This window comes from Natronorubrum halobium, from assembly GCF_051351675.1.
Lineage (GTDB): Archaea > Halobacteriota > Halobacteria > Halobacteriales > Natrialbaceae > Natronorubrum.
On record NZ_CP195595.1, the window covers coordinates 3,355,595 to 3,381,350 of the forward strand.

Here is a 25,756-nt window from a genome sequence, read left to right on the forward strand (position 1 = left end):
GACGGGTTCGAAGCCGGCGACTCGCTCGCTAATCGTGGTGATTATGCTCCTCGACGGCTTTTCCACTCCCGTGAAGAACGTTACAGAGCGGACGAGCAACCCGTTCGGACTGCGACCGCCGTTCGACCGAACCGGTCCCGGCGAGCGGACCGCCGTCTTCGGCTACGGTGACGCCAACGCCGACTTCTACCTGATCGGCGACCACCCCGGCGTCCACGGCGGGACGTCGACCGGCGTGCCGTTCACCGAAACCGAGGCCGGCGACGCGATTCAGGACGTCGCTCGCGAGGTCGGGTTCGTCAGCGGTCCGGCGGATCGTCCCGTCCTCGAGAACCTGTTCTGCAGCTACATCCACATGTGCTGTCTGCCGGACGGCGAGACGCCGACCGAGGAGGACTACGCGGACCTCGAGCGCTACTTCGACGCCGAACTACGGGCGATCAACGCCCACATTCTGCTGCCGGTCGGCGAGCGCGCGACCGATCACGTCCTTCGGGCGTACACGACCCAGCGGGACCGTCTCGAACTCGACATGGCCCGGCTCCACGCCCGCGAGATCCGCGGCCGCGGCTTCCTGGTCGTGCCGATCAGGGATCCCACCGAGTGGGAGGACACGGAGCGAGAAGCGATCGTCGCGCGACTCGAGGCGATCCTCGGGCGCGATTATCGGCAGACGAAAGGCGTCGCGACGACGGTCGGCTGATACTGTCGGACAAACGTCCGTGAACGCCCGATCGCGTCTCGAAGCCTGTCGCCACCGGCGACGGCTTCTCGAGTGCGATCGGTGTGTGAACCGTTTTGTCCAACAGTATAAGCTACCAGCCGAAGCGTTTCCGGATCGTCGCCCGCAGCGGCAGTCCGAGTCCGCCGACGATCGGGAGGATCACGAACGCGAGGAGGTCGATCGGAAGCGTCGCGTAGCCGGCAGCCGCGACCGCGAGTCCGGCGAGCGGAGCCACCACCGGCAGGATATACAGGTACGACGGCTTCCAGCCCGGTCCGCGGCGGGTGTGCCGGACGATGACGGTGAACAGCACCGGCATGAGGACCGCACCGGCCAGCAGCGGCCCGCCGACGAGGACGGTCGTCGCGGTCACCGCGAGCGCGAGGACGATCGTCTCGTCGATCGATATCGAACCCCACGTCTCCACGTCACGAACGACTCGAGCGCCGAGCAGGCCGAGGACCGTCAGAGCGACGACGCCAGCTAACGCGCCCTCCCAGAGCGGTTGCTCGAGCGGCGGCGCGACGAGTTCGAACGCGGCGAGATAGCCGACGGTCGAATCGACGCCGTGGCGACCGCTCGAGAGGACGTCCCGGAGCGCGCCGGGATCGGCACCGACGGCGCTCAGTTCGGCCGCCAATCCCTCGAGTGCGGAATCGTTCGCGAGCGAGAAGTGAGCGATACCGGCGAGGTAGACGAACACCGAGGTCCAGATCAGCGGCAGCGAGAAGTTCTGGCGGCGCCACCAGCGGACGGCGGCGTTGTCGCCGAACCGTCCGGAGTCGGCGCGGGACCGGCCGCCGGTTCGGGCGCTCGCGGTCGCGCGACTCGTTCCGCCGTCGGTCGACCCGGCGGATCGGTTCGTCCCGCCGGAACCGGTGGCACCGGCCCCGCTCGTCGTTCCCGTCGCAGTGCCAGTTCCCGTCGCTCCCGCGGCACCCGCCGACGACGTCGTTCCCGTCGTCCCCGTCGCCGTCGCACCGGCGGTCGACGACGCCTTCGCCTTCGATTTGGATTCGGATGTCGACGAGCCGGCGCCGCTCGAGGCGCTCGAATCGGACGAGTACGTGAAGGTCTTCCCCGACTCGTCGTCGGACGCGTCCTCGGTCGCGGTGCTCGTCTTCTCGTCGTTGCTCTTCCAGACGTCGGGCGAGGGGAGCCCGCTGGTTCGCTTCGCGACGTAGTCTTCGTGGCCGAGGCGGTCGTAGGCCTGTCGCTCGACGGGATCGCCGAGGATGTCGTAGGCCTTCTTGACCGCCGTAAACTGTGCTCGGGCCCGCTCGTCGTCGTTGTGATCGGGGTGGTAGACGCGGACCTGTTCGCGATAGGCGTCCTTGATGTCGTCCTGGGGGGCGTCGGACGGGACGTCGAGAAGGTCGTAGAAATCCTCAGTCATGTGAGAGTCAGAGTGTCTGGTGTGGATTGTAATCGAAGGAATATAATTACGCCGTTCTGTTCAGTCAGTTCGAGTCGTCGCTCGAGCGAGTTTACTATTGTGGCCGCGGGCCGGGATGGACGGGGTCCGGCTGCCCTCACGAGAAGTCCGTGAGCGACGATTGCCCGTCCGCGTGGGTTGTCGAGTCGGGTTCGTCAGCTGTCGGCTCCGATTCATCGGCGGTGGGGGGTTCGCTGCTGGGGTCCGGTTCCTCCTCGGCGGGGTCGGTACCGGTCGCGTCACCACCGTCGGCTCGCTGTTCGGCCGCGTGGCCCTCCCAGCCGTCGAGGCTCGCCTGATCGGCTGCGGCGAACTCGAGGTTGGCCACGCGGACACCGACCTTACGGACGGCTTCGGACTCGAACTCCGTGAACAGGTCGCGGGCGATCCGGTCGACGAGTTCGGGGTCGTCGATCGGCCCCGGCAGGGAGCGCTCGCGGGTGTTGACGTCGTACGGCGGCGTGACGGCCTTGACGCCGACGGTCCGGTAGAGCGCGCCCTCGCGCTGTGCGCGGTCGGCGACGGCCGCCGCGAGCGTCTCGATCTGCTCGTACTTCGGCTCCGCCGCCTCGACCGGTTCCGCGAACGCGGACTCGCGAGAGAAGCTCTTGGGTTCGCCCTTCGGTTCGACTCGGCGGTCGTCGTCCCCGCGTGCGCGGTCGTACAGTTCTCGGCCGCGCTCGCCGAACCGCTCGACCAGGGGATTCGGATCGGTTTCGGCGACGTCGCCCGCGGTCTCGAGCCCCATCTCCCGAAGCGCCCGCGCGGTGACGGGACCGACGCCGTGGAGCAGGTCGACCTCGAGCGGCGCGAGGAACTCCCGCACCTCCCCGGGCCGGACGACGATCAGCCCGTCGGGTTTGTCGAAGTCGCTGGCGATCTTGGCCGCGCTCATCGTCGGCGCGACGCCGACGCTGACGGTGACGCCGACCTCCCGGCGGATGCGATCCGTGACGTGGCGAGCGAAGCCGTCCGCGACCTCCCAGGCGGTGCGGTCGGTGACGTCGAGGTAGGCCTCGTCGATGCTCACCTCACGGACGGTGTCGGAACACTCGTGCAGGATCTCCCGGACCTCCCCAGCGATCGACTCGTAGTAGTCCATGTCGACGGGCCGGTAGTGGCCGCTCTCCTCGGGCGTCAGATCGGGGTCGTGATCCTCGGCGTCGGGGTCTACCGCGGCGCGTCGGGGCAGCCGCTCGAGCGCGCTCGAGATCGCCTGGGCGCTCTCGACGCCGAACTCGCGGGCCTCGTAGCTCGCGGTGGCGACGGCACCGATGGTGTCGCCGGGTTCGTAGCCCATGCCGACGACGACGGGTTCGCCCCGCAGTTCGGGCTCGCGAAGTCGCTCGCAGGAGGCGTAGAAGCAGTCCGCGTCGACGTGACAGACGATTCGGTCCTCCTCGTCGTCCGTCCGGATCCCCGGTAGTCGCGGCCCGTCGGTCATTCGTCTACTGATCGGTTCGCGCGAATCGTTGTGAACGTTGTGTCCGACGGCGGCGCGACCGACGCGGCGAATCGTTACTCGACCGTTCCGGATCGCGAGGGAGTCGATACAGTAGTCCCGCCTCGAGCGCCTCGGATTCCGACGCGGAGCAACCTCCGTTACACGGAGTACAGGAGAAAGGCCACGGCTTTAGTCGTGGGAGGAGGTCAATCGACCTCCACCAGTCCCGTCTGGTAGACCGTGATGCGATAGCCCTCGTACGTGAACGTGATCTCTACGTCCGCCCGCGAGGCCGGCGGATTCGAGGCGAACTCGTCGAGGAGGTCGTTCATCGTCGAGTACAGCGGGGGCAACTCGAGCGTATCGACGTCCTCGAGATCGGCGATAACTTCCACGACGGCTCGAGTCGGGGTGGTGGTTTCGGGATCGAACTCGCGTTTGTCCGCACAGTCGTCTGAATCGCCCACCATACCCAGACAGCCGAGACTCAATTATAAAGAGTTATGTCAGACATATATTATGAGGCGTGAAATTCTTCGGAGCGGGTTACTAACAGCGTGAGACATACCGCCGATTCCGTCTCACTTCGGTACCGGCGAGATCGACCGTATCGGAGTCAGTCATTTCAGCGGCACGCGGCCAGCGGATTCATCGTTTCTCGGCGTTCCTCGTCGAGGGAGGTCGCCCCGATACGAACGGAATGATCCTTCGAATCTGTCCACGCTCGCAGCCACCTGCCCTCCCGCCGAGAGAGCGCGTGATGATCCCGTTCTCGTCTCGATAACGACAACTATTTTACCTGTAGGGCGAGAATCCGTGCTATGGACTCCGACACAGCCGACACGCCGCCACCCGTCGACACCTACGGTACCGATCCGGACGGGACCGAACCCGCGTCCGGGTTCGGTACCCCGCTCAACGCGCTGATCGGCGGCGCCGCCGGAGTCGTTCTCTCGTTCGTCCCGGGGTCGACGCTGCTCGGAGGCGGGATCGCCGGCTACCTCGAGGGCGGCGAGCCGGCGGACGGACTGCGAGTCGGCGCGCTCGCCGGACTCGTCATGCTCGTCCCGTTCGTGGTCCTCGGCTTCCTCGCCTCGATATTTTTCCTCGGGATTGGGGACACGGCACCGGCGCTCGGCGTGCTGTTCGTCGTCTTCCTGGTGTTCGGCGCGTTCTACACGGTCGGGTTGAGTATCCTCGGCGCGGTGCTGGGCATCTACGTCAGGAACGAACTGTGACCGGCGGTAGTCGCGCGATTTCGGGATTCGACGGTACCTGTACACGTCGCGGTCGGTACAGGGTGTGTACGTCTCGCTCGAGGAGCGACGGCGAGTCGCGCTATTTATATACATACCTTTAACACGCCGGGTGACTTCCTATCAAACGGAATAACGATTCATCTCGTGTGTTCGCGCCCGACTGCTGAAGGGGCCGTTTGAACCGGATACTCGTTCCGTCACGGAACGCACCTCGTTCTCTCCACGTCACGGTTGTGGGACGCATCGTAGTGGACACGGACTCCCTCATATGACCACGAACAACGCAGTCACGACGGACGGAACGGGACTACCGCTCCGGGTATCGAATACCCACAAAGACGAATTGTCGACGGAATGGTCGCAATGAGCCCCGAGCAACGTACTGAGAGGATTCGTATCGCGTGTACCGAGTGCGCCTTTTCGAAGGTGGTCACGAGGGAAGGGAACAAATCTTCGGAAGTGATGATCGAGCACGGTCGGGAAACGGATCACACGCTCGTCGCCGAGGATCCTGACGACGTCGAGTAAGCGGCGCTACGCCTGGCACTGTCGGAGAAAGCGCGAGATCCGCAGGTTCCGGGAGCAGCCGAACGGGTGCGACGCACCCGAGAGACGTGGTCTTAGTTGTAGCCGCGCCACCGCTTCCCGCACTCGGTGCACTTGAAGAATCGCGTCGGCGGCTCGTCGGCCGAAGCCGTCTGCTTGAGCGTGTACCAGGCCTCCTGATTCCCGCACTCGTCACAGACCACGTCCGTCGCCTTCGGTTTCCCCTCGAAGTTGGCGTTCGCGTCCGACTCGATCACTTCGTCGTCCGTCTGGGACTCGGTCGAGACGAACTCGCTCTCGCGATCGCGGTCGCGCTCGCTCGAGGCGCCACAGTCGTCGTTCGTACAGACCATGTGGTCACCGTCGGCTTTCATCATCGAACCGCAGTCGTCGCAGAACTGCATACCCGCTCGTAGCGGGTCGAGGCGCAAAAGGATACTGACGTCCCGATCCCCGTCAGTGGCCTCGCTCGAGTCGCTCGTCCTCGAGAACCACGGGACAGTCGGCGACCCGAAACGTCTCGAGTGCGGGCAGCTCGAGAATGTCGGTCTCCTCGCGGGTACACGCGACGACCGGCGGCTACGAGAAGTGCTCGCACTGGTGGCAGTAGCTCCCGCTGTCGATCTCGCGGATTTCCCGGTCGTCGAACCCGCCGGGCGGAGCGCCGTCGTCGGCCTCGAGCGCCGCCCAGAGCCGTTCGGCGTCGATCTCGGTGACGTCCTCGCGGTCGAACAGTTCGTCGAACTCCGGGTCGGACGCCGACCGAGACGCGACGTCGCCGTCTCGCTCTCGGGTCCGGTCCGTCGCTCGCCGTTCGTCGGCCGCCGTTGCCAGATCGCTGAGCGGACCGGTCCGGTCGATCGGGTCCGACTCTGCGCCGGTATCGGGGATCTCGGTGCCTCTTTTACCAGAACCGGCGGTACCGGTGTCTCGATCACCGGAATCGTCGGGATCGATCATCGAGTCGACCCCTCCGGGTTCGCGTCGGCGACGGATCCCACACTCGAGCCGTCTCGCTCGCCGTCGACCGTCGATTCTTCCGTCGCAACGTCCGCTTCGACGGCGTCGAAGACGGCCGCCGCCGACGCGTCGGCGGGTTCGACCTGGCCCTCGAGCGCCGGTGGTTCGCCCGTCTCGAGCGTGTGCGAGCCGAAAAAGGAGGTGCGCTCGACGACTTCCGCGATCCCGCTCGCGCAGTGGGGACACGCGGCTTCGGTCAGGAGCGCGATATCGACTCGCTCGTCGCAGGCGTCACAGACGGCCGTTCGGACGCCCAACTGATTCGCCGCGCGCTTGAGCCGGTCGGCCGCCGCTCGGCGAGCACGACGGCGAGCGGCGGCCTCGCGTCGTTCCCGGAGGTCGACGACGGCGGTCGCCAGCAGCGTCGCGTGCTCCGCGAGCGTCTCGGTCTCGTCGAACAGGTGCTCGAGGACGGCTTCGAAGTTCTCGAACCCGTCGTCGACGGTCGACTCGAGCGTCTCGAGATCCGACCGGAGCGCCCCGAGGTCGTCGTCGCTGGCGTACGCGGCGTGCTCGTGGCCGACCGGCGCTTTGGCGTCGGTCTCGCGTTTGACCTGCACGACGCGAGCGCGAACGTCCTCGAGGAGGTCCGTGAACTCCCCACGCTGGGTCTCGATCTGTGTCTGCAGGGCCGCGACGTCCTCGAGATCGGTCGGGCTGAAGTCGTCGTCGGTCGCGATGGCGTGGGCTGCAGCCACCAGCTGTCGGCAGACGTCGTCGCGACTCTGTCCGCGTCGGTCGGCTTCGCGAGCGAGCCAGTCGTTCACCTCGCCGGGGACCGCAAACGAGATGCCGCTATCGTTCTCGCTCGACATGATATGCGATAGTCGGTCGAGACGGGCTTAAGGGTTGGTTCGGACTCACCGCTCGATATGCGTCCGAGAGGGCGTCTCGACGGTGTTCTCGAGATTAGCGTAGCCGAAATCGTACGGTCGGCCTGCCGAACCCGGTCGTCGGCGTGCGAGATCTGGGGTCGATACGCCGGCATTTTGCGGCTGACCCACCGGATCTCGCGGCCGATCTACCGAATCTTGCGAACGTTGCTGATGTCGAACCCGCTGTCCCGAATTTCGGTCTCGAAGCGGACGATGTTCTCGTCCTCGAGTCGCGAGAGGACCCCCCGGAACTGCTCGACGACGAGCGTCCGGGCCCGCTCCGAGCCGCCGCTCTCCCACTCGAAGGAGAGCGTGCCGTCGGTCGCTTCCTTCAATCGCCCGTACTCGGTGGGCTCGAGGACGTCCGTGGTGACCAGCAGTAAGATGACGCCGCCCCAGCGGTGGGCCGCGCGCTTGAGCCCCTTCAGGAGGACGGTCAGGTCCGACCACCCGAACTGCTCGTCCGCGGCCGCGACGAGGTCCGAGACGGAATCGATCACGACGAGGCTGTCCGCCGCGTGCTCGGTCAGGTAGTCCCCGAAGGTCTCGAGGACGTCGCGTCGACCGGTCCGGTCACCGAGGTCGGTGATATCGGTCGTCCGATCGGCGTACCACGCCGTCGGGACGGGCGTCACCTGAAAGTACGCCTCGGCGAGTTCGACGACCGAGACGTCGGCCATGCCCGCATCGACGAGGTCGTCCTCCAGGACGTACCGCATCTCGTCGACGATCGCGCCGCGTTCGTCGGTGAACGAGACGTAGTGCACGTCGTCGGGGAGTGTCGCTTCGGCCTCGAGGTCGCCGTAGTAGCGCTCGAACTGGCCGGGATCGGCCCTGACGAGGCCGTTCATCGCCGCGGCGGTGTAGCAAAACTCCCGCGCGCCGGCCCCGGCCTCGCCCGCGATCAACACGACGCTGCCGGCGGGGGCGCCGCCGCCGATCGTCCGATCGAGCCGCGAGACGCCGAACGGAAGCCGTTTCATAGGGTGGGATTCGTTCGAGTCCGCTTACTCGTTGTGGCAGTTACGGTGGCCGTGAGTCTCTGTTACCGATTCGGGGAACACGCTGCACACACTGGCACCGGTGATTTCCACACCCTCCCCAGCCGATTCGCTCGTTCATTCCTCACGCAATTTCGGACTCCGGCTCGCTGTTCGCTCGCCGCCGCCCAGCGCGCGCCACCGCACGGTGGATGCTCAATTGCCGTCAGTCCGGACTCGAGCCCCGCTCGAGGCCGCTTCCGCCAGAATAACCCGTCCCTCGAGTCCGTTATCCGCCAGCGCATCTCGAGCCGCCGATTCGGCTTCGTCGGCGTGCGTGCGGTCCGTCACGCCGTAGACGACGGGTCCCCACGACGACTGGCCGACGCCGGTACAGACCGGGCACTCTTCGAGCGTTTCGACGAGCGTCCCCGCGGGCGGCCGGAAGACGCCACCCTGGGCGTCGGCGTACCACGCCCCGTTCTTGCGGCCGATCTCGGCGATGGCCTCGCCGAAGGGCTCGAGTCGGCCCTCGGCGGCGGCCGGGAGCAGTTTCCGGGTGACCACACCGGCGATCTCGTCGGCGACGGCGGGATCGGCGCGTTCGACGACCGAACGCATGCTCGCGTCCTCGTCGTCGCCGCTGCGGCCGGGTTCGGCGTCGGGCACGACGACGAGGAATCGCCACTCGTCGGGGATCTCGTGTCGGGCGACGACCGGCGGGACCGTCCAGTCGCCTTCGGCCGGCGGCTCGGTCGTAAATCGATTCGTCGGGTGGCCGGCGTCGACGACGAAGCCGCCGTCCTCGAACGTTCCGACGCCGACGCCGCTGCGACCGCCGCGACCCATCGCGGGGGCCTGCTCACGGATATCCGGTTCCAGACCGTGTGCGCGCGCCGCGGCGGCGAGCACCGACAGGGCGAGTTGGGTCCCGCTTCCGAGCCCGACGTGGCGAGGGAGGCGATCCTCGAGCGCGACTGAGACGCCGGGAACGTCGAGGACGTCGACGGCTCGGGAGGCGTACTCCCGGACCAGCGGATCGTCGCTCTCGACGCCGTATCCGGGTTCGGCCGTGACCGTCATGCGCGGCTCCTCGAGACCGACGCCGATGCCGCCGTAGAGTCGTCGCCGCGCGAGCGAGAGGTTCTGAAAGCCGACGTGGAGTCGCGCGCCTGCGGTGACGGTCGCGGTCGTCATGCACGGCGCTACGAAGCCCCCCGGGAAGGGGATTTCGACGGTGGCAACGACTGTGAACGTCGCGGCTACGGTGGACGCGACGTGGCTACGGTGGATCGTGCAACCCGCGGAGCCGACGGCCTACGAATAGCGGAGACGCAGCGACTATATCGCTCGCGGCGACAGTCACTGCTGATGAACTCCGCCTCGGTCGTCGTCCCTGCCCGCGAGGAGGGGCACCTCGAGCGAACGCTCGACTCGCTCGCGGATCAGGTGTTCGACGGCAGTCTCGAGGTCGTCGTGGTCGCCAACGGACCGGCGACGCTGGCCGCCGCTCGCGAGCATTCGATCACCGACCGCGTGCTCGTCGACGAACGGGAAAACGGGCCGGGGACCGCTCGAAATCGGGGTGCGGCGGCGACCACCGGAGAGTTACTGTTGTTTACCGATGCGGATACCGTCGTTCCCCCAACGTGGGTTCGACGCCACTGGCGCCACTACGCGACCCCGTCCGTCGTCGGCGTCGGCGGGCCGTTTCGCCCGCTCACGGACGCGATCCGGCACAGAGCGCTCTTTCGGGTCCTCTCGGACTGGTGGTACCGCGTCAGCTGGCCCGTCGGCTTCGTCCAGCAACCGGGCTGTAACTGTAGCGTCCGCCGCTCGGCGTTCGAGGCGATCGACGGCTTCGACGAGTCGCTCTCCTTTCTCGAGGACACCGACCTCTCGCTGCGATTGCGCGAAGAGGGCCTGGTCGTCTACGACCACACCTGCCCGGTCGAGACCTCGGCTCGTCGCCAGCGCGAAGAGGGGTATCTCCCCCTCTTTCTCGCGTACTGCGTGGGTTACCTCGAGTACGTGATCCCCGGACTCTCGCCGACTCGAGCCCACTTTCGGTGACCTGTCGCGGACTCGAGCGCACATTCGTTCCCCTGTCGCGGACTCGAGCGCACGTCCTGCAACTCCGATCGGCGAGCGGTGATCGACCCACCGTAGTGTGTCCCCCGACCTCCAGCGGAACGGGAACGTCGATGTGTCTTTATACGACCGTGATACGTAGCGACCGGACGTGACGAGCAACGGCTCACTCGGGGGCGTCGTTCTCGCCGGCGGCTACTCCACGCGCTTCGGCGAGGCCGACAAGGCCGTCGCCGACCTCGCCGGAACGCCGATGATCCGGCGGGTCGTCGACCGGGTCGGGTCGGTGACGGACGACCTCGTGGTCAACTGTCGGGCCGACCAACTCGAAGCGATTCGACGCGCGCTCTCGGACAGCGACGTCGCCCCCCGCTACGCGACCGATCCGATTCCCGACCGCGGCCCGCTTTCGGGGATGCAGGTCGGTCTCGAGGCGTTCGATCGCGAGTACGCGGCCGTCGTCGCCTGTGACACGCCGTTCGTCGATCCGACCCTGCTCGAGCGTCTTCACGAGCGCGCACGCGGACGCGACGCCGCCGTCGTCCGACTCGCGGACGGCTGGTGGCAGCCGACGCAGGCCGTCTACCACGTCGAGACGATGGCACGAATCTGCGAGCAACGACTGGCGGCCGAGGACGGCCGAGTGATGGATGCACTCGAACGTCTCGATATCGTGACGGTCGACGAAGCCGATCTCGAGGACGTGTCCGACCGAACGTTCGATAGCATCGACACGCGGGAGGCGCTACGGGGCGCGACGCGGTGGCTCGAGCAGTCCGCAGCGAGCGTCGATAGCGAATAACCACCGCTTCGAAAACCAGTTCCGAACCGTCAGTCCTGCTTCGCGCCGGGGTTCGTCACGGCACCAGTTCCATCTTTTTCTCCTCGGGTGTCCGCGCTCGCTTCGCTCGCCGCGGACACCCCTCGTCCAAAAACGTCTCCAGAAATCTACGATTTCTGGCGGGCTCGCGAGAGCCTCGCTCTCGCGAACGTGGTTGAAAAAGCTGCCACCTCACTGCGTTCGATGACAGCGAAACCGCGCCTTCGGCGCGGTATTTGTGGTCAGTCCTGCTTCGCGCCGGGATTCGTCACGGCACCGTTGGCCGCGGAGTCGAACGTCTGGCCGTACTTCGCCAGCACGCCGCTCGTGTAGTTGGGTTCGGGCAGGTCGTGGTCCTCGAGTCGCTGCTCGATTTCCTCGTCGGAGAGATCGACGGACAGCTCGAGTTCGTCGATGTCGATGGTGATCGTGTCGCCGTCCTCGAGTGCCGCGATGGGACCGCCGGCGGCGGCCTCCGGTGCGACGTGACCGATGGAGAAGCCTCGAGTGGCACCGGAGAACCGGCCGTCGGTGAACAGCGCCACGTCCTCGGCGTGGCCCTGACCGGCGACGGCCGACGTGACGCCGAGCATCTCGCGCATGCCGGGACCGCCGCGGGGGCCCTCGTTGCGGATGCCGATCACGTCGCCGGAGTCGACGCGGCCCTCCTGGACGTACGCCATGGCCTTCTCCTCCTCCTCGAAGATCCGGACCGGTCCTTCGTGATGGAGGTGGTCCTCGCCGGTGATCTTGATGACGGCGCCGTCGGGCGCGAGGTTCCCCGTGAGGATGCGGATCGCACCGCGCTCGTGGATCGGGTCGTCGACGGTGTAGAGGAAGTCGGCGTCGACGGTTTCTCGCGGCTCGTCGCCGTTGTCTCGCGGCTTCGCCGCGTGACTGTCCGCGGAACTACGTTCCGCGCTACTCGAACTATCCGAGGCGCTCCGCGCCTCGCTGTCCTCGATTCGCGGCGGGTCGATGCGCTCGAGCGCCTCGGCCATCGTCTCGCCGGTGACGGTCAGCGCGTCGCCGTAGAGCAGGTCAGCCTCCAGCAGCTCCCGCAGGACGACCGGCACGCCGCCGACCTCGTGGAGGTCGTTCATCACGCGCGCGCCGCTGGGCTGGAGCTTGGCGATCTTCGGCGTTCGGCCGCTGATCTCGTTGAAGTCCTCGATGTCGAGGTCGACGCCGGCCTCGGCGGCCATCGCCAGCAGGTGGAGCACGGCGTTGGTCGAGCCGCCGATGGCCACCTGCAGCGCGATGGCGTTCTCGAAGGACTCCCGGGAGAGGAAGTCCGAGGGTTTCCGTTGCTCGTGGACGGCCTCGACGGCGAGTTCGCCGCTCTCGCGGGCGACCTCGTAGCGGGCCTCGTCCTCGGCGGGCGGCGAGGACGAGCCGAGCGGCGCGAAGCCGATCGTTTCGGAGATCGACGCCATCGTGTTGGCGGTGAACATCCCGCCGCAAGAGCCGGCGCCGGGGCAGGCGTTGTGCTCCATCTCGTCGAGTTCCTCCTCGGACATTTCGCCGTTGGCCACTGAGCCGACGCCCTCAAAGACGTTCTGAACGGTGATCTCCCGTCCCTCGTGCTCGCCGGGCATGATGGAGCCGCCGTAGAGGAACACGCTCGGCAGGTCGGTCCGGATCGCGGCCATCATCATCCCGGGCATGTTCTTGTCGCAGCCGCCGATGGTGACGAGCCCGTCCATCCGCTCGCCGAAGGCGACCAGTTCGACGGAGTCGGCGATGACCTCCCGCGAGATCAGCGAGGCCTTCATCCCCTCGGTCCCCATCGAGATGGCGTCGGAGATGGTGATCGTTCCGAACTCGATGGGCATGCCGTCGGCGTCGTCGACGGCGTCGTAGGCGGACCGGGCCACGTCGTCCAGATGGACGTTACAGGGCGTGATGTCGGCGGCCGGGTTCGCGACGCCGATCATCGGCGAGGACAGATCCTCGTCGTCGTACCCCATCGCGCGGAACATCGCACGGTGAGGGGCCCGCTCGACCCCCTCCGTGACCTCGTTGCTCGGCAACTCCTCGGATTTGCCCTCCGCGGGCGATCGCTGCTCGGGCTGTTGGCTCATACCGGGAGATAGCCACGTCGGCGCTTAAAGGCCCCGGATACCGGAACTCGCTCCCTTCAAATCGCGATCGAACACCTTCGGTCGGTCGCCGCGACGAATCGGCCGCCGATTGCAGTCACCCCGCGACGGGTCGATCGCCGACGTGTTCGATCGCCAACTGCGCCATCGCGTATGTTACACGGCGGCGTGGGCGGACTCGCGCTCGGGAATTCGATCGCACGCTCGACGACCGTATTCGATCGCGTGTTATTCAACTATTCCTCACGGAATGTGACTCGTTTCCACCCGTGACTTTCCTTCGCAGGCGAGCGCATGGACCGTCGATTTCCTGCACGACGCTTTCAACCCTCTATCGTCGAGTACTGTGTAAGACCGACAGATGTACAAATACTGTCTGGAGTGTGACTGGCACGCGAGCACGGAGGAGGGATTTACGCCGGAGGAGGTCTCGAAACGCGCGATCGACCACTTCGTAGAGACGGGGCACACGGTCGACTCGATCAGACTCCCGCCGCCGGTCGTTCTGGAAAACTGAGTCCGTACGCGCTGTCTCTGCCGGTAGCGGGTGACTCACGGCTCTAGTCTGCATCCGACTCCGCGGTTCCAACGGCCATCTCGGATACTACCTCGAAAACCGACCGTCGACTACTCCCGCCGCCGAACTCTGTGAGTTATTCGCCGTCGGGGTCGACGCCGGCGAAGTGCGATCCGGCACCGGTGTCGAACTCTCCGACGATCTCGTAGTCTTCGACGCGGACGATCTAGGGTCTTCGCGCCGCTGGCACTCGGATTCTCGCTGTAGGGTTCCGTTGAAACCCTTAGAATATGATAGGTTTGCCCCTTCGGGGTACGTACAGGACAATCATAGCCCATCAGCATCTTCCAGCAATCGTAGCAGCATACCCAGAGTCAGCACCATCGCAACGACGAACGTAATTGCGATAATAAGAGTCCCTGTGCCGATCATAGCTGTTCTCGAGTGTATAACCCCAATAAGATACCGGCTCGAAGTTTCCCTCCGTGGTACCGTTCGGACCGATCAGTACGCACGTGTAGTGAGCGTGTGTTTCACGCTAAGAATATATCTGAAGAATGGAATTTCAACAGAGCCGCCGTAGCGGAACTCGGAGTCGGAGTCGACTACGTACGGTGTCTCTCGCGTTCCGTCATCGAGACCGATCTCTTCGGTGGCCGCGAAGTCGTCACCGTCCGGTTCGATGACGTACAGCGTCGCAGCACCCTGGTCGACGGCCCACAGTTCGCAGTCGTCGTCGCTATCGCCGGGGACGAGGCCGAACCCGCGGCAGTCCGGAATCGCGACATCCTCGTCGGAGTAGTCGTCGACCGGGTCGGGTTCGACGACCTGACCAGTTCGCGGCTCTCGCTCAGCTGAACCGTTTTTGCCAAAACCTCCCTCCGAAGCCGACCGTAGCCGTTAGCCTCGCCGCTCGAGGATCCGATCGATGATCAGCCGCGTCGAGAGAATCTCGTCCTCGTCGGCGGCTTCGCGCCCGCTCGCGCGCTCGACGGTGCAGTCGATCCCGCGGCGCTCGAGTTCGGCCTCGATCGCGTCGTCGTCGTGGTGCTGATCGTGGCCCAGCGTGATCACGTCGGGATCGATCTCCTCGATCGGGACGAAGATGTCCTCCTCGTGGCCGAGGATCGCCTCGTCGACGGCCTCGAGGGCGTTGACGACGTCCCGACGTTGCGTCGCGGGACAGATCGGCGCCTCCTTGTGGTCGACGTTCGCCTTGCGAGCGACGATGACGTACAGTTCGTCGCCCATCGCCGCGGCCTCCTCGAGGTAGTGGACGTGGCCGGGGTGGATGATGTCGAACGTTCCCTGGGCGATGACCGTCCGCGTCATGTCCGCCTCCGGCGGCTGGCCGAACGGCTCGTCGCGAGTGTAGTCGTGGATACGGTCGTCGTCGTCGGAGTCGTCTCGAGAATCATACTAACGTCTGAGTTCGTCGTCGATATCCGCCTGCGTAAAGTCGAAAAAGTCCTCTGTCTCGGGGAGGTCCACGTCGACCACGTTCAACTGGGTGGGCTGGCCCCGCGAATCGAACGCTTGCCAGTCGGAGCGGCGGTACGGCGCGCCGATGATGATGTGGACGCTGCCCCGACCGAACGTCTCCAAGTCCGCGGCGCTCGGGCTGATCACGCCGTTGGGGTGGGAGTGGACGCTGCCGAGCGCCTTCACGTCGTTCGGAATCTGACTCGTCTTGACCGTCGCGCTGACGCTGTTGGACTCGGTGCCGGGAACCACGAGAATGTCCGTGATGACGAGTCCGTCACTGTCGAGCCCCAGTCGGTCCGCCTCCGTCCCCCGGAGGAATCCCATGTACTCGTTCGGGTGAGACGCGTCCGAGGACTCGATGGCGAACTCGAGCGTCTCCTCGGCGATACCGAGAATCTCGCTCGAGCGAAACAGCGCGTCGAACAGCCCCATGTCACGACCTGAGTGCTTGCGGTTGCTAAACGTTCCGATGGGCGTCCCGTTCGCGTTCCGGTCGAGGGAGTCGCCCGGCGCATCGACTGGACGGACTCGACGGATGCGCGGACTCGACGGATATTCCTGTCTGACCACCCCGCGTGAAGCGTCCCGTCCTTACCCAGCGCTGTTATTTCCGCCAACCATATGAATCGTACGTGATATTTATCTGGTGTCAAATAGGTCTGCATACACTCTCAGGCAGTACTAGCGAGCCGTTTTTCCGAACGGTGTTCCTCTCTCCCGGTATGTCATTAGACGAAGACTCACTCGAGTACCACCACGACGATCCGCCGGGGAAGATCGAAATCCGGACGACGAAATCGACGAGTACCCAGCGGGATCTCTCCCTCGCGTACTCGCCCGGCGTCGCCGCACCGTGTCGCGCGATCGACGACGACCCGAACGACGCCTACCAGTACACGGCGAAAGGCAATCTCGTCGGCGTCGTCTCGAACGGCTCCGCGGTTCTCGGTCTCGGCGATATCGGCGCGCAGGCGTCGAAACCCGTCATGGAGGGGAAGGGCGTGCTGTTCAAGCGCTTCGCCGACATCGACGTCTTCGACATCGAACTCGATCACGACGACGTCGACGCGTTCGTCGAGTCGGTCGCGGCGATGGAACCCACGTTCGGTGGCGTCAACCTCGAGGACATCGGCGCGCCCGACTGCTTCCGAATCGAGGACCGGCTCAGAGAGCGCATGAACGTCCCCGTCTTTCACGACGACCAGCACGGGACGGCGATCATCTCCGGAGCGGCACTGCTGAACGCCACCGAAGTCGCCGGGAAGGATCTCGAGGAGCTCTCGGTCACCTTCGCGGGCGCGGGCGCAGCGGCGCTCGCGACCGCCCGATTCTTCGTCTCGCTCGGCGTCCGCAAGGAGAATGTTACGATGGTCGATATCGACGGCATCCTGACGACCGCTCGAGCGGAGGCGGGCGACCTCGACGAGTACAGCCGCGAGTTCGCTCGCGACGTGCCCGACGGCGAGTTGGAAGACGCGATGGTCGACGCGGACGCGTTCGTCGGCCTCTCCGTCGGCGGCATCGTGAGCGCGGAGATGGTGCAGTCCATGGCCGAGGAGCCGATCCTGTTCGCGATGGCCAACCCCGACCCCGAGATCGACTACGAGGAGGCGAAGAACGCCCGCGACGATACCGTCATCATGGCGACCGGCCGCTCGGACTACCCGAATCAGGTCAACAACGTGCTCGGCTTCCCCTTCATCTTCCGCGGCGCGCTCGACGTCCGCGCGGCCGAGATCAACGAGGCGATGAAGGTCGCGGCCGCGGAGGCCATCGCCGACCTCGCGAAGAAAGACGTGCCGGACGCCGTGCGCAAGGCCTACGGCGACCAGCCGCTGCAGTTCGGCTCCGAGTACATCATCCCGAAACCGCTCGATCCCCGGGTGCTGTTCGAGGTGGCCCCGGCCGTCGCTCGCGCCGCGATGGAGTCCGGTGCCGCCCGCGCCGAGATCGATCCCGAGGAGTACGTCGAACGCCTCGAGGCCCGCCTGGGCAAGTCCCGGGAGATGATGCGGACCGTGTTCAACAAGGCCAAAAGCGATCCGAAGCGCCTCGCGCTGGCCGAGGGCGGCAACGAGAAGATCATCCGGGCGGCGGCCCAGATCGAAGAGCGCGAGATCGCCCGGCCGGTCCTGATCGGCGACGAGAACGAGATCAAGACGACCGTGGCGAACCTCGGGCTCGAGTTCCAGCCCGAGGTCGTCGATCCGAGCGCGGGCGACTACGGAGCGTACACCGACGCGCTCTACGAGCGCCGCCAGCGCAAGGGCGTGACGCGCACCGAGGCGGCGGACCTGATCCGGGATAGCAACTACTTCGCGTCCGTGATGGTCGATCGAGGCGACGCCGACGCGATGCTGACCGGACTGACGAACCACTATCCGTCGGCGCTTCGGCCGCCGCTGCAGGTGATCGGGACGGCACCGGATACCGACTACGCCGCGGGGGTCTACATGCTGACGTTCAAGAATCGCGTCGTCTTCCTCGCGGACACGACCGTCAATCAGGACCCGGACGAGGACGTGCTGGCCGAGATCACGCGTCACACGGCCGAACTGGCCCGACGGTTCAACGTCGAGCCGCGAGCCGTGTTGCTCTCGTACTCCGACTTCGGCAGCGTCGACAACGAGGGGACGCGAAAGCCCCGGCGAGCCGCCGAACGACTCCGCGAGGATCCGAGCGTCGACTTCCCGGTGGACGGCGAGATGCAGGCCGACACCGCCGTCGTCGAGGAACTGCTCGAGGGCAGCTACGAGTTCACCGATCTGGACGAGCCGGCGAACGTGCTGGTCCTGCCGAACCTCGAGGCGGGGAACATCTGCTACAAACTGCTCCAGCGCCTCGGCGGTGCCGAAGCGATCGGACCGATGCTCGTCGGCATGGGCGAGCCGGTCCACGTCCTTCAGCGCGACGACGAGGTCACCGATATCGTCAACCTAGCAGCGGTCGCGACGGTCGACGCACAGGACGAGTAGCTCCTCTCACGGCTCTGTTGAAACCTCATTCTCCAGATATATTTTAGCGTAAAATGAGCTCTCACTGCACGTGCGTACTTACTGCTGACTCGAAATTGTCTGTTTGACTCTGTCCGGCTTCTTGATCACACAGCACCCACAGTTAGTGAACATATAAACAGATAATCGGAATATTCTTCATAAATCACCCTGCTGCAGAAGTGTTGAAGTTCAGTCTGTCATCTGATAATAGAAATAGTTACGCCCATCAACAACTAGGTAGAATCAACAGACCTCATAATGACTCTCAGCGCGAAGTTTCGAATTCCAGTCAAAGTCCTTCCGTTGGGATCTATTCTATCAAATTTCGATAATATTATGTTTGAACTCGTTCGTGTTATCCCGACCCGAGATGGATTCATTCCATACTTTTGGGTCTCAGGTGAGAATTTGGATGAGTTTGAACACGCCCTTCAAGACCATCCTCGTATCCTCTCACTTGAACTGCTTGATACTGTTAACCACGACCACCTCTATCAAGCCGAGTGGGACGTGAAACATGGAGAATTCTTCGCAGGCCTTATCGACACGGATGCCGCAGTTCTGGAGGCATATAGCACCGACAGATACTGGTTTTTTCATTTCCGTTTCCCGGATCATGACCAACTGACTCAGTTCTACAACTATTGCGTGGAGAACGAGATCACGGGAATTGAACTAGAACACGTCTATTCGTTTACTGAGCGGTCAAGGCACTTTTTCGAGTACAATCTTACTTCAGAACAGCGAGAGGCGCTTGTCCTTGCCGCTCAACGTGGATACTTCAGCACACCACGTGAGGTGACTCTTGAGGAACTCGCTACTGAACTTGACATCTCTCAACAGGCGCTTTCACAACGGGTTAGAGGTGCCACCGAAAAAGTCGTATTAGGCGCGTTGAACCTGCCCCTCAAACCGGAATAGGATTGGAGTGATATGCCAACTTCAAATCCCCCTTACTAAGGCCCTTGTTTGGACAAGGGTTAAAATCAGTGCCACGAGGGCCAGTGGACTATATGAATATGGATACCCATCCACAACAAGATCAGTTATTTGACTGTCTGGCACATCACCATCGACGGATGATCATAGATGTATTGCGGAACTCAAACTCACCAAAGCCAACTATCGAATTAACACAGGACATCATAGAGAGAATCCGCGAAACATCCGATAAGGAGATTTTGTCTATCGAAGCTCTGCAAACATCCCTCTATCACTCGCACCTTCCGAAACTGAAAGAAGCGGGTCTCGTCGAATATGATGAGGAGAGAGATCTAGTAGCACCTGTCGAGTACGTATCTCATTTAGGTATTCTTGTGGATATGGCAGAGCTAATTGCTGGGGAACGTCGCCAACTAGATCTTGAGGCTCATGACTGGGATGATGAACCGATTATGGGATAGGAAATAAGAATACTATTCAACACAATATCTGGTCAGTGATTCACCTGTACTTACCGCAGAGGGTGCCAAACCTATCATGTTCTAAGTGTTTCAACAGGGCCATTCTCACCGGTCTCGCGGTCGGTCTCGAGGACACGAGACGGTCGGTGGCGACGAGCGGTGGTGACGACCTCCGGCGAACGGCCTCGTCGCTTGCGGGCCGAACTGTGCCTTCGCCGACAGCCTCCGGCGACAGCGCCGCTCCTTCTTGACAAGGGTTATACGCGACCGTCCCAAACTACGGTTCAAGATGACACGTGAGTCCGCCGGGGAACCCGGCGCAGACGACGGGGATTCCGTCGTCTACGATCTCGCTGCCGAGTGTACTGCAGAGGACGTCGAACACGGCCAGGACTACCTCGCCGAAATCAACGGCATCGTCGACTACGGTGTCTTCGTCGATCTCTCTGAATCCGTCTCCGGACTCGTCCACGAATCCGTTCTCGAGGGCACCTACGGCGTCGGCGACGAACTCGTCGTCGAACTCGAGGCCGTCCGAGACAACGGCGACATGGCGTTCGAACCCGCCGACGTCGACGACTACACCCTCGAACCCGTCGCCCACGATTACAGCCTGACCGGCACCGACCGCCTCGAGGCCACCATCGGCGACCAGATCCACCTCGAAGGCGAAGTCGTGCAGGTCAAACAGACCGCCGGGCCGACGATTTTCCACGTCGCCGACGAGTACGGCGTCGTCCCGTGTGCGGCGTTCGAGGAGGCCGGCGTTCGCGCCTTCCCCGCCGTCGAGGTCGGCGACGTCGTTCGCGTCACCGGCACGCCCGAACACCGCGAGGGATCGGTCCAGATCGAGGTCGACGGCCTCTCGACGCTCGAAGGCGAGGACGCCGACGACGCCCGCGAACGACTCGAGGACGCCCTCGAAGAACGCGCGGAGCCCCACGACGTCGAACCGCTGATCGACTGGCCCGCCTTCGAGAAGCTCCGACCGAACCTCAAGGAGGTCGCGAAACTGCTCCGTCGGACCGTCCTCGAGGGCCGTCCGATCCGCGTCCGTCACCACGCCGACGGCGACGGGATGTGCGCCGCCGTTCCCGTCCAGATCGCGCTCCAGCGATTCATCGCCGAGGTCCACGAGGACGAGAACGCGCCGCGACACCTGATCAAGCGCCTCCCCGCGAAGGCCCCCTTCTACGAGATGGAAGACGCCACGCGGGACCTCAACTTCGCGCTCGAGGACCGCGAGAAACACGGCCAGCAGCTTCCCCTGCTGCTCATGCTCGACAACGGCTCGACGGCCGAGGACGTCCCGGCCTACGAGACGCTCTCTCACTACGACATTCCGATCGCGGTCGTCGACCACCATCACCCCGATCCCGAAGCCGTCGAGGATCTGCTCGACGCCCACGTGAACCCGTACCTCCACGACGAGGATTACCGGATCACGACGGGGATGCTCTGCGTCGAACTCGCGCGGATGATCTACCCCGATCTCACCGACGAACTCCGCCACGTCCCCGCCGTCGCCGGCCTCTCGGACCGCTCGAAGGCCGACGCGATGGACGACTACCTCGAACTCGCCAACGAAGAGGGCTACGACGATGAGCGGCTGCAGGACGTGAGCGAAGCGCTGGACTACGCGGCCTTCTGGCTGCGCTACAACTCCGGCGATCAACTGATTCAGGACCTGCTCCAGATCGATTCCGATAACGAGGAGCGCCACCGCGAACTCGTCTCGTTCCTCGCGGACCGCGCTCGCGACGACGTCGACGTCCAACTCGACGCGGCGATGCCCCACCTCGAACACGAGGATCTGGACAACGGCGCCCACCTCTACCGGATCGACGTCGAGAACTACGCCCACCGCTTTACCTACCCTGCGCCGGGGAAGACCACGGGCGAGATCCACGACCGCAAGATCGAGGAAACCGGCGACCCCGTGATCACGGTCGGCTACGGTCCCGACTTCGCCGTCCTGCGCTCCGACGGCGTTCGACTGGACATCCCGCAGATGGTCACGGAACTCGAGGCGGAAATCTCGGGCGGCGGCGTCTCCGGTGGCGGCCACCTCGTCGTCGGCTCGATCAAGTTCGTCAAGGGCAAACGCGAGGAAGTGATCGACGCCCTCGTCGACAAGATGGAAGACGCGGAGATCGACGAAGCGCTCTCGAGCGCCGCGCCGATCGACGACTGAGCAGCGTATAGCACCGTTTCGATCCTTTGTATCATCTACATCTTCGTTCGACAAGGAGATCCTGTAGACGATCCACGTGAGGTGGCGCGCGCTGTTTTTCGGTGAGCGGAACGCGAACCGCGAAACGGACCCACTGCGAAAAAAAGGACATCACCTTCAAGGTAGCTGGTCGCAACGGTACGGTCTGAATTCAAACCGAGGGACGAAGAGTATCGGTCTCTACTTCAACTCGAGTCTAGTCCGCGCCGTGACGTGGCGTGTAGCCACAATCGACGCACTCGAGCGAGTCGTGCTGGGACTGGAGGGAGCCGGTACATTCGGGACAGCGGTAGTCGGGGTCGGTTGCGGATTGACTGGTTGCCATGTTCGGACCGGGGAACTCGACGGTAATAAGCTCGCCTATTATCGAGATAGAAGTATTCTGTGGCAATAAGATGCGTATATATGACGGTGGTAGCTGTTGAACGGTCAACCGAGTAGACGTTCTCGACGGTCGCTCGGTGCCGTCTGCCGGATCGCACTCTCGTCGACTAGAATTGATAGCGCCGCTCGTCGTCCATCGTCGGATACTGGTCCGCACCGGTCATCTGCTCGAAGGTCATTCCCGAGAGATACTCGTCGTAGGTGACGTCGTAGGCCGACCGTAGTTGGAAGTCGAGTTTCCCCGTTTCGACGGTCGACTGGAACAGCATGTGGATCGCCCGCCGGACGAGTTCGTCCGTCTCCTCGGGCTCGAGGGCCGCCTCGAGCAGGGCGAGTTCGTTTTTGGTCTCCCGGTCGAGCGAGACGCTGAGGTCGTCGTCGAACGCGGTGTAGGACTCCTGTACGTCGTCGTTGAGATCGTCGAGGCTCATAGGAGGGAGGACTCGAGCCGACGGGATAGGGCTTTCGTGCTTAGATCGTTCGATAGCAATGATTGCGGAGACGAGCGTCCTGCTCACACTGGCAATGATGATTGCCACGTCCTCCCCAACCGATTCGCTCGTTCACGGGGTTCACTCGCTCATCCCTCGCGCGGCTTTGCCCCGCGCCTCACTGGGCTCACGGTTCCCACCGGTCACCGTTCGCTTTCCGAGACACTCGCTTCGCTCGTGTCTCGCTTTCGTTCGCCGCGGTGCAGCGCGCGCCACCGTACGTGGCCCGATTGGATTGCAGAAACACGTACCACCCTGAACCGAGACGCTCGAACCAGAACCGCCACCAGTAAGACGGCCCGGTCGCTAGCCCGAGCAATGAGCGAGCGCGACGCGGACGGGGACGACTGGTCGCTGCCCGAGGACCTCGAGGCCGTCCAGAACGCCCTGATCGACTGGTACGAGGGGGACCACCGAGACTTTCCCTGGCGGCGCACGGACGACCCCTACGCGATCCTGGTAAGCGAGGTGATGAGCCAGCAGACCCAGTTGGATCGCGTGGTCGACGCCTGGGAGGAATTTCTCGAGCGCTGGCCGTCCACGGCGGATCTCGCCGCTGCGGACCGTGCGGACGTCGTGGGCTTCTGGACGAGTCACAGCCTCGGCTACAACAACCGGGCGAAGTACCTCCACGAGTCGGCCACCCAGATCGAAGGGGAGTACGACGGCACCTTCCCCGAAACGCCCGACGAACTGCAGGAGTTGATGGGCGTCGGTCCCTACACCGCCAACGCCGTCGCGAGTTTCGCGTTCAACGAAGGCGACGCGGTCGTCGACACGAACGTCAAGCGGGTGACTTACCGCGCCTTCTCGATTCCGGACGACGATTCGGCCTTCGAGGACGCCGCGAACGACCTCATGCCGGAGGGCGAGTCGCGGGTCTGGAACAACGCGATCATGGAACTCGGCGGCGTCGCCTGCACCCAGACCCCCCGCTGCGACGAGGTGGGCTGTCCGTGGCGCGAGTGGTGTGACGCCTACGCGAGCGGCGACTTCACCGCCCCCGACGTCCCCACCCAGCCCGCTTTCGAGGGGAGCCGTCGCCAGTTCCGGGGGCGCGTAATCGGGACCCTCCGGGAGTACGACGAACTCGAGTTGGACACGCTCGGCCACCGGATCCGCGTCGACTACGCGCCCGAGGGCGAGTACGGCCGCGAGTGGCTCACGGGGCTGCTCGAGGACCTCGAGTCCGACGGACTGGTCGCCCTCGAGCGAACCGAAACGAACGCCGAACTCGTCGCGCGACTGCGACGGTAAGCCGTCGATCGACGGCGAACGTCCCCGCCGTCTAGACGACGAGGAGGACGAGAATCGCGACGTCGAGACCGCACCGGGACCCGAAATCGTGCCGCTTGCCCCGTCTATTTGGATCTTGCAGCCTACCCTAGCAGCATGGCAGACGTCCACGTCACCGCAGTTTGTGGCAGCCTCCGCGACGCGAGTACGACCCACATCGCCCTCGAGCGCGTCCTCGAGGCCGCCGAACGCGGCGGTGCCAGCACGGAACTGATCGACCTCCGCGAGTACGAACTGCCGGTCTTCGACGCGGATCAGGATCGGGAGGACGCGGGTGACGCGGCGGAACTCGCGGCCAGCCTGCGCGAAGCCGATACGATTATCCTCGGCTCGCCGATGTACCACGGCTCGTACTCCTCGCCGCTGAAGACCGCCCTCGACTACTGTGGCTTCGACGAGTTCAGGGACACAACCGTCGGGCTACTCGCGGTCTCGGGCGGCGCGTTCCCCGTGACGGCCTTAGAGCACATGCGCTCGGTCTGTCGCGCGCTCAACGCGTGGGTGATCCCCCACGAGGCCGCGATCGCGAACTCGCACTCCGCGTTCGAGGACGGCGAGTTCGTCGACGAGAAACTCGAGGAGCGCGTGGCGACCCTGGGACGGCGTGCGGTACAGTACGCGACGATCGAACCGGACCCGGACTCGTTTCAGGGCGACCAGAACATCGGTGCCGAGGGCAAGTAGTCAGGGCTCGAGAAGCTGTTCGAAGCGCCGCTGGTGGGCGAGGAAGGCGAAGAGCGCGAAGACGACCACGCCGACCTGAAGCGCCTCGATTCGGACGACGATCGTGGTGACCTCGAGCGCCAGCGGCGGCGTGGCGATCGCCCACTCGGTGAGCCAGGCCGATGCGAGCAACGCCGACGCGCCGAGGGCCAGCAACAGGCCGGGGACGAGCGGCGTTCGCGTCGTCCGGGACGGCGACCGGTGGCGGAAGACGTGTCGTTCGAGGGAGAGTTGCCCGACGAACACGCCGGCGAGCAGGATCGTCGCGACGAGAATCCCGGCGGTACCCCCGATCAGTTCGGCGACGAGCAGCCAGACGATCCACCCGCCGGTCAACAGCAGCGCGGCGCCGAGTCGCCGCGGTTCCAGGAGGTCGCCCAGTTCGCTGATGGTCGCACCGAAGACGCCGGCTCTGAGGAGCGCACCGCAGAAGAGGATCCCCAGTCCGGCGAGTGCGGTCGACGTCGTCCGGGAGTCGACGACGAGCGTGAACCAGAGGCCGACGGTGATCGCTTCCACGGTGGCCGCCGAGAGCGCCGCAGTCAGCCCGACGACTCGCCGACGAGTCGTTCGGCCGAGGACGCCAGGCTGACGGATGACGCTCATACCCCGCTCCACTCAGCCGACCCCTTTCGTTATGTGAGCCATTACGTCACACAGTACCACGGTCGTAATCGCGTATTTGCCGGGTTCGAATTTATACGGCGGTAACGTGTTGTTTATCCAATATCTCCTCGGAGTTGGAACTCGCTCGAGCGGATATCGGGAACAGATTCGTCGAGTCGGTCACGGATCGCACGCGAGGTGGAAACGAAGTTGACCGGCTACTACCGGCGTTCTCGCTCGTGTCCGGATCATTCAGTACTCGCCGGCCGGTCAGTCTCGGACCCTCGCGCGGCCACTCGGCCGACCGTTCGATCGAGTAGGGAGCG

At 64.5% G+C, this 25,756-nt stretch carries 26 protein-coding genes; 12 read left to right on the forward strand and 14 right to left on the reverse strand.

Annotation, left to right across the window (positions count from 1 at the left end; genetic code table 11):
• Positions 1-70: 70 nt before the first annotated feature.
• Positions 71-703, forward strand: coding sequence for a uracil-DNA glycosylase family protein (locus tag ACSFC7_RS16625; RefSeq protein WP_436343939.1), 633 nt, complete (start codon positions 71-73; stop codon positions 701-703).
• 112 nt (positions 704-815) lie between these two features.
• On the opposite strand, the gene ACSFC7_RS16630 is transcribed toward ACSFC7_RS16625, so the two are convergent.
• The 3 genes from ACSFC7_RS16630 to ACSFC7_RS16640 all read right to left on the reverse strand — a co-directional run bounded on the left by ACSFC7_RS16630 (position 816) and on the right by ACSFC7_RS16640 (position 4,073).
• Positions 816-2,120 (reverse strand): J domain-containing protein, encoded by a 1,305-nt coding sequence (locus ACSFC7_RS16630; RefSeq protein WP_436343940.1) that lies wholly within the window; start codon positions 2,118-2,120, stop codon positions 816-818.
• Between the two features lie 136 nt (positions 2,121-2,256).
• On the reverse strand, positions 2,257-3,603 hold the full coding sequence (locus tag ACSFC7_RS16635; protein ID WP_436343941.1) for a DNA polymerase Y family protein: 1,347 nt from the start codon (positions 3,601-3,603) through the stop codon (positions 2,257-2,259).
• A 206-nt stretch (positions 3,604-3,809) separates the two neighbouring features.
• A complete protein-coding gene (locus ACSFC7_RS16640; RefSeq protein WP_436343942.1) occupies positions 3,810-4,073 on the reverse strand; it encodes a HalOD1 output domain-containing protein in 264 nt (87 codons plus the stop codon).
• 351 nt (positions 4,074-4,424) lie between these two features.
• Here ACSFC7_RS16640 and ACSFC7_RS16645 point away from each other — a divergent pair, with 351 nt between their 5' ends.
• Positions 4,425-4,841, forward strand: coding sequence for a DUF5518 domain-containing protein (locus tag ACSFC7_RS16645; protein ID WP_436343943.1), 417 nt, complete (start codon positions 4,425-4,427; stop codon positions 4,839-4,841).
• Positions 4,842-5,482: 641 nt separating this feature from the next.
• Here the strand turns inward: ACSFC7_RS16645 and ACSFC7_RS16650 are convergent.
• The 5 genes from ACSFC7_RS16650 to ACSFC7_RS16670 form a co-directional block, all read right to left on the reverse strand.
• Positions 5,483-5,812 carry a transcription factor S gene (locus ACSFC7_RS16650; RefSeq protein WP_436343944.1) on the reverse strand — a complete coding sequence of 110 codons (330 nt, stop codon included), beginning with the start codon at positions 5,810-5,812 and terminating at the stop codon, positions 5,483-5,485.
• A 175-nt stretch (positions 5,813-5,987) separates the two neighbouring features.
• Positions 5,988-6,368 carry a hypothetical protein gene (locus tag ACSFC7_RS16655; RefSeq protein ID WP_436343945.1) on the reverse strand — a complete coding sequence of 127 codons (381 nt, stop codon included), beginning with the start codon at positions 6,366-6,368 and terminating at the stop codon, positions 5,988-5,990.
• Entirely contained in the window at positions 6,365-7,243 is an 879-nt protein-coding gene (locus ACSFC7_RS16660; RefSeq protein WP_436343946.1) for a hypothetical protein, read from the reverse strand. The genes ACSFC7_RS16655 and ACSFC7_RS16660 overlap by 4 nt, the downstream gene beginning before the upstream one ends.
• Before the next feature lie 206 nt (positions 7,244-7,449).
• On the reverse strand, positions 7,450-8,286 hold the full coding sequence (locus ACSFC7_RS16665; protein ID WP_436343947.1) for an RAD55 family ATPase: 837 nt from the start codon (positions 8,284-8,286) through the stop codon (positions 7,450-7,452).
• Positions 8,287-8,499: 213 nt separating this feature from the next.
• Positions 8,500-9,480: a beta-ribofuranosylaminobenzene 5'-phosphate synthase family protein gene (locus ACSFC7_RS16670; RefSeq protein WP_436343948.1), complete on the reverse strand. Its 981-nt coding sequence runs from the start codon at positions 9,478-9,480 to the stop codon at positions 8,500-8,502.
• A gap of 174 nt (positions 9,481-9,654) precedes the next feature.
• Between ACSFC7_RS16670 and ACSFC7_RS16675 the strand changes: the two genes are divergently transcribed.
• Both ACSFC7_RS16675 and mobA read left to right on the forward strand, forming a co-directional pair.
• Entirely contained in the window at positions 9,655-10,356 is a 702-nt protein-coding gene (locus ACSFC7_RS16675; RefSeq protein ID WP_436343949.1) for a glycosyltransferase, read from the forward strand.
• Between the two features lie 169 nt (positions 10,357-10,525).
• Positions 10,526-11,176 (forward strand): molybdenum cofactor guanylyltransferase, encoded by a 651-nt coding sequence (mobA, locus tag ACSFC7_RS16680; RefSeq protein ID WP_436343950.1) that lies wholly within the window; start codon positions 10,526-10,528, stop codon positions 11,174-11,176.
• 260 nt (positions 11,177-11,436) lie between these two features.
• On the opposite strand, the gene ilvD is transcribed toward mobA, so the two are convergent.
• On the reverse strand, positions 11,437-13,278 hold the full coding sequence (ilvD, locus tag ACSFC7_RS16685) for a dihydroxy-acid dehydratase (RefSeq protein ID WP_436343951.1): 1,842 nt from the start codon (positions 13,276-13,278) through the stop codon (positions 11,437-11,439).
• A gap of 379 nt (positions 13,279-13,657) precedes the next feature.
• Between ilvD and ACSFC7_RS16690 the strand changes: the two genes are divergently transcribed.
• Positions 13,658-13,813, forward strand: coding sequence for a hypothetical protein (locus ACSFC7_RS16690; protein WP_436343952.1), 156 nt, complete (start codon positions 13,658-13,660; stop codon positions 13,811-13,813).
• A 528-nt stretch (positions 13,814-14,341) separates the two neighbouring features.
• Complete coding sequence (locus ACSFC7_RS16695; protein ID WP_436343953.1) at positions 14,342-14,671, forward strand: hypothetical protein; 330 nt, start codon at positions 14,342-14,344, stop codon at positions 14,669-14,671.
• Between the two features lie 42 nt (positions 14,672-14,713).
• Here ACSFC7_RS16695 and ACSFC7_RS16700 read toward each other — a convergent pair whose 3' ends face one another.
• A complete protein-coding gene (locus tag ACSFC7_RS16700) occupies positions 14,714-15,145 on the reverse strand; it encodes an adenylyltransferase/cytidyltransferase family protein (protein ID WP_436343954.1) in 432 nt (143 codons plus the stop codon).
• Positions 15,146-15,232: 87 nt separating this feature from the next.
• Entirely contained in the window at positions 15,233-15,730 is a 498-nt protein-coding gene (locus ACSFC7_RS16705) for a Mov34/MPN/PAD-1 family protein (RefSeq protein ID WP_436343955.1), read from the reverse strand.
• Positions 15,731-16,020: 290 nt separating this feature from the next.
• Here ACSFC7_RS16705 and ACSFC7_RS16710 point away from each other — a divergent pair, with 290 nt between their 5' ends.
• From ACSFC7_RS16710 to ACSFC7_RS16725, 4 genes are all read left to right on the forward strand, one after another.
• On the forward strand, positions 16,021-18,273 hold the full coding sequence (locus tag ACSFC7_RS16710; RefSeq protein ID WP_436343956.1) for an NADP-dependent malic enzyme: 2,253 nt from the start codon (positions 16,021-16,023) through the stop codon (positions 18,271-18,273).
• A gap of 279 nt (positions 18,274-18,552) precedes the next feature.
• Entirely contained in the window at positions 18,553-19,215 is a 663-nt protein-coding gene (locus tag ACSFC7_RS16715; protein ID WP_436343957.1) for a helix-turn-helix domain-containing protein, read from the forward strand.
• Positions 19,216-19,307: 92 nt separating this feature from the next.
• Positions 19,308-19,697 (forward strand): DUF7344 domain-containing protein, encoded by a 390-nt coding sequence (locus ACSFC7_RS16720; RefSeq protein WP_436343958.1) that lies wholly within the window; start codon positions 19,308-19,310, stop codon positions 19,695-19,697.
• A 289-nt stretch (positions 19,698-19,986) separates the two neighbouring features.
• Positions 19,987-21,891 carry a DHH family phosphoesterase gene (locus ACSFC7_RS16725; protein WP_436343959.1) on the forward strand — a complete coding sequence of 635 codons (1,905 nt, stop codon included), beginning with the start codon at positions 19,987-19,989 and terminating at the stop codon, positions 21,889-21,891.
• A gap of 235 nt (positions 21,892-22,126) precedes the next feature.
• Here the strand turns inward: ACSFC7_RS16725 and ACSFC7_RS16730 are convergent, their stop codons facing one another.
• Positions 22,127-22,255 (reverse strand): hypothetical protein, encoded by a 129-nt coding sequence (locus ACSFC7_RS16730; protein ID WP_436343960.1) that lies wholly within the window; start codon positions 22,253-22,255, stop codon positions 22,127-22,129.
• A gap of 166 nt (positions 22,256-22,421) precedes the next feature.
• Positions 22,422-22,745 carry a hypothetical protein gene (locus ACSFC7_RS16735; RefSeq protein ID WP_436343961.1) on the reverse strand — a complete coding sequence of 108 codons (324 nt, stop codon included), beginning with the start codon at positions 22,743-22,745 and terminating at the stop codon, positions 22,422-22,424.
• A gap of 378 nt (positions 22,746-23,123) precedes the next feature.
• Here ACSFC7_RS16735 and ACSFC7_RS16740 point away from each other — a divergent pair, with 378 nt between their 5' ends.
• Together ACSFC7_RS16740 and ACSFC7_RS16745 are read left to right on the forward strand one after the other, a co-directional pair.
• Positions 23,124-24,062, forward strand: coding sequence for an A/G-specific adenine glycosylase (locus ACSFC7_RS16740; protein WP_436343962.1), 939 nt, complete (start codon positions 23,124-23,126; stop codon positions 24,060-24,062).
• A 135-nt stretch (positions 24,063-24,197) separates the two neighbouring features.
• Positions 24,198-24,785: an NADPH-dependent FMN reductase gene (locus tag ACSFC7_RS16745; protein WP_436343963.1), complete on the forward strand. Its 588-nt coding sequence runs from the start codon at positions 24,198-24,200 to the stop codon at positions 24,783-24,785.
• Here the strand turns inward: ACSFC7_RS16745 and ACSFC7_RS16750 are convergent, their stop codons facing one another.
• On the reverse strand, positions 24,786-25,430 hold the full coding sequence (locus ACSFC7_RS16750) for a hypothetical protein (protein ID WP_436343964.1): 645 nt from the start codon (positions 25,428-25,430) through the stop codon (positions 24,786-24,788). It abuts the gene before it with no gap.
• Positions 25,431-25,756 lie beyond the last annotated feature (326 nt).

Coding starts and splice junctions, on each gene's coding strand:
- ACSFC7_RS16740 (WP_436343962.1), top strand. CDS start 23,124: ATGAGCGAGCGCGACGCGGACGGGGACGACTGGTCGCTGCCCGAGGAC.
- ACSFC7_RS16645 (WP_436343943.1), top strand. CDS start 4,425: ATGGACTCCGACACAGCCGACACGCCGCCACCCGTCGACACCTACGGT.
- ACSFC7_RS16715 (WP_436343957.1), top strand. CDS start 18,553: ATGACTCTCAGCGCGAAGTTTCGAATTCCAGTCAAAGTCCTTCCGTTG.
- ACSFC7_RS16690 (WP_436343952.1), top strand. CDS start 13,658: ATGTACAAATACTGTCTGGAGTGTGACTGGCACGCGAGCACGGAGGAG.
- ACSFC7_RS16735 (WP_436343961.1), bottom strand. CDS start 22,745: ATGAGCCTCGACGATCTCAACGACGACGTACAGGAGTCCTACACCGCG.
- ACSFC7_RS16725 (WP_436343959.1), top strand. CDS start 19,987: ATGACACGTGAGTCCGCCGGGGAACCCGGCGCAGACGACGGGGATTCC.
- ACSFC7_RS16635 (WP_436343941.1), bottom strand. CDS start 3,603: ATGACCGACGGGCCGCGACTACCGGGGATCCGGACGGACGACGAGGAG.
- ACSFC7_RS16705 (WP_436343955.1), bottom strand. CDS start 15,730: ATGGGGCTGTTCGACGCGCTGTTTCGCTCGAGCGAGATTCTCGGTATC.
- ACSFC7_RS16650 (WP_436343944.1), bottom strand. CDS start 5,812: ATGCAGTTCTGCGACGACTGCGGTTCGATGATGAAAGCCGACGGTGAC.
- ACSFC7_RS16750 (WP_436343964.1), bottom strand. CDS start 25,430: ATGAGCGTCATCCGTCAGCCTGGCGTCCTCGGCCGAACGACTCGTCGG.
- ACSFC7_RS16730 (WP_436343960.1), bottom strand. CDS start 22,255: ATGGCAACCAGTCAATCCGCAACCGACCCCGACTACCGCTGTCCCGAA.
- ACSFC7_RS16675 (WP_436343949.1), top strand. CDS start 9,655: ATGAACTCCGCCTCGGTCGTCGTCCCTGCCCGCGAGGAGGGGCACCTC.
- ACSFC7_RS16700 (WP_436343954.1), bottom strand. CDS start 15,145: ATGACGCGGACGGTCATCGCCCAGGGAACGTTCGACATCATCCACCCC.
- ACSFC7_RS16665 (WP_436343947.1), bottom strand. CDS start 8,286: ATGAAACGGCTTCCGTTCGGCGTCTCGCGGCTCGATCGGACGATCGGC.
- ACSFC7_RS16640 (WP_436343942.1), bottom strand. CDS start 4,073: ATGGTGGGCGATTCAGACGACTGTGCGGACAAACGCGAGTTCGATCCC.
- ACSFC7_RS16660 (WP_436343946.1), bottom strand. CDS start 7,243: ATGTCGAGCGAGAACGATAGCGGCATCTCGTTTGCGGTCCCCGGCGAG.
- ACSFC7_RS16630 (WP_436343940.1), bottom strand. CDS start 2,120: ATGACTGAGGATTTCTACGACCTTCTCGACGTCCCGTCCGACGCCCCC.
- ACSFC7_RS16670 (WP_436343948.1), bottom strand. CDS start 9,480: ATGACGACCGCGACCGTCACCGCAGGCGCGCGACTCCACGTCGGCTTT.
- ACSFC7_RS16745 (WP_436343963.1), top strand. CDS start 24,198: ATGGCAGACGTCCACGTCACCGCAGTTTGTGGCAGCCTCCGCGACGCG.
- ACSFC7_RS16710 (WP_436343956.1), top strand. CDS start 16,021: ATGTCATTAGACGAAGACTCACTCGAGTACCACCACGACGATCCGCCG.
- ilvD (WP_436343951.1), bottom strand. CDS start 13,278: ATGAGCCAACAGCCCGAGCAGCGATCGCCCGCGGAGGGCAAATCCGAG.
- ACSFC7_RS16720 (WP_436343958.1), top strand. CDS start 19,308: ATGAATATGGATACCCATCCACAACAAGATCAGTTATTTGACTGTCTG.
- ACSFC7_RS16655 (WP_436343945.1), bottom strand. CDS start 6,368: ATGATCGATCCCGACGATTCCGGTGATCGAGACACCGGTACCGCCGGT.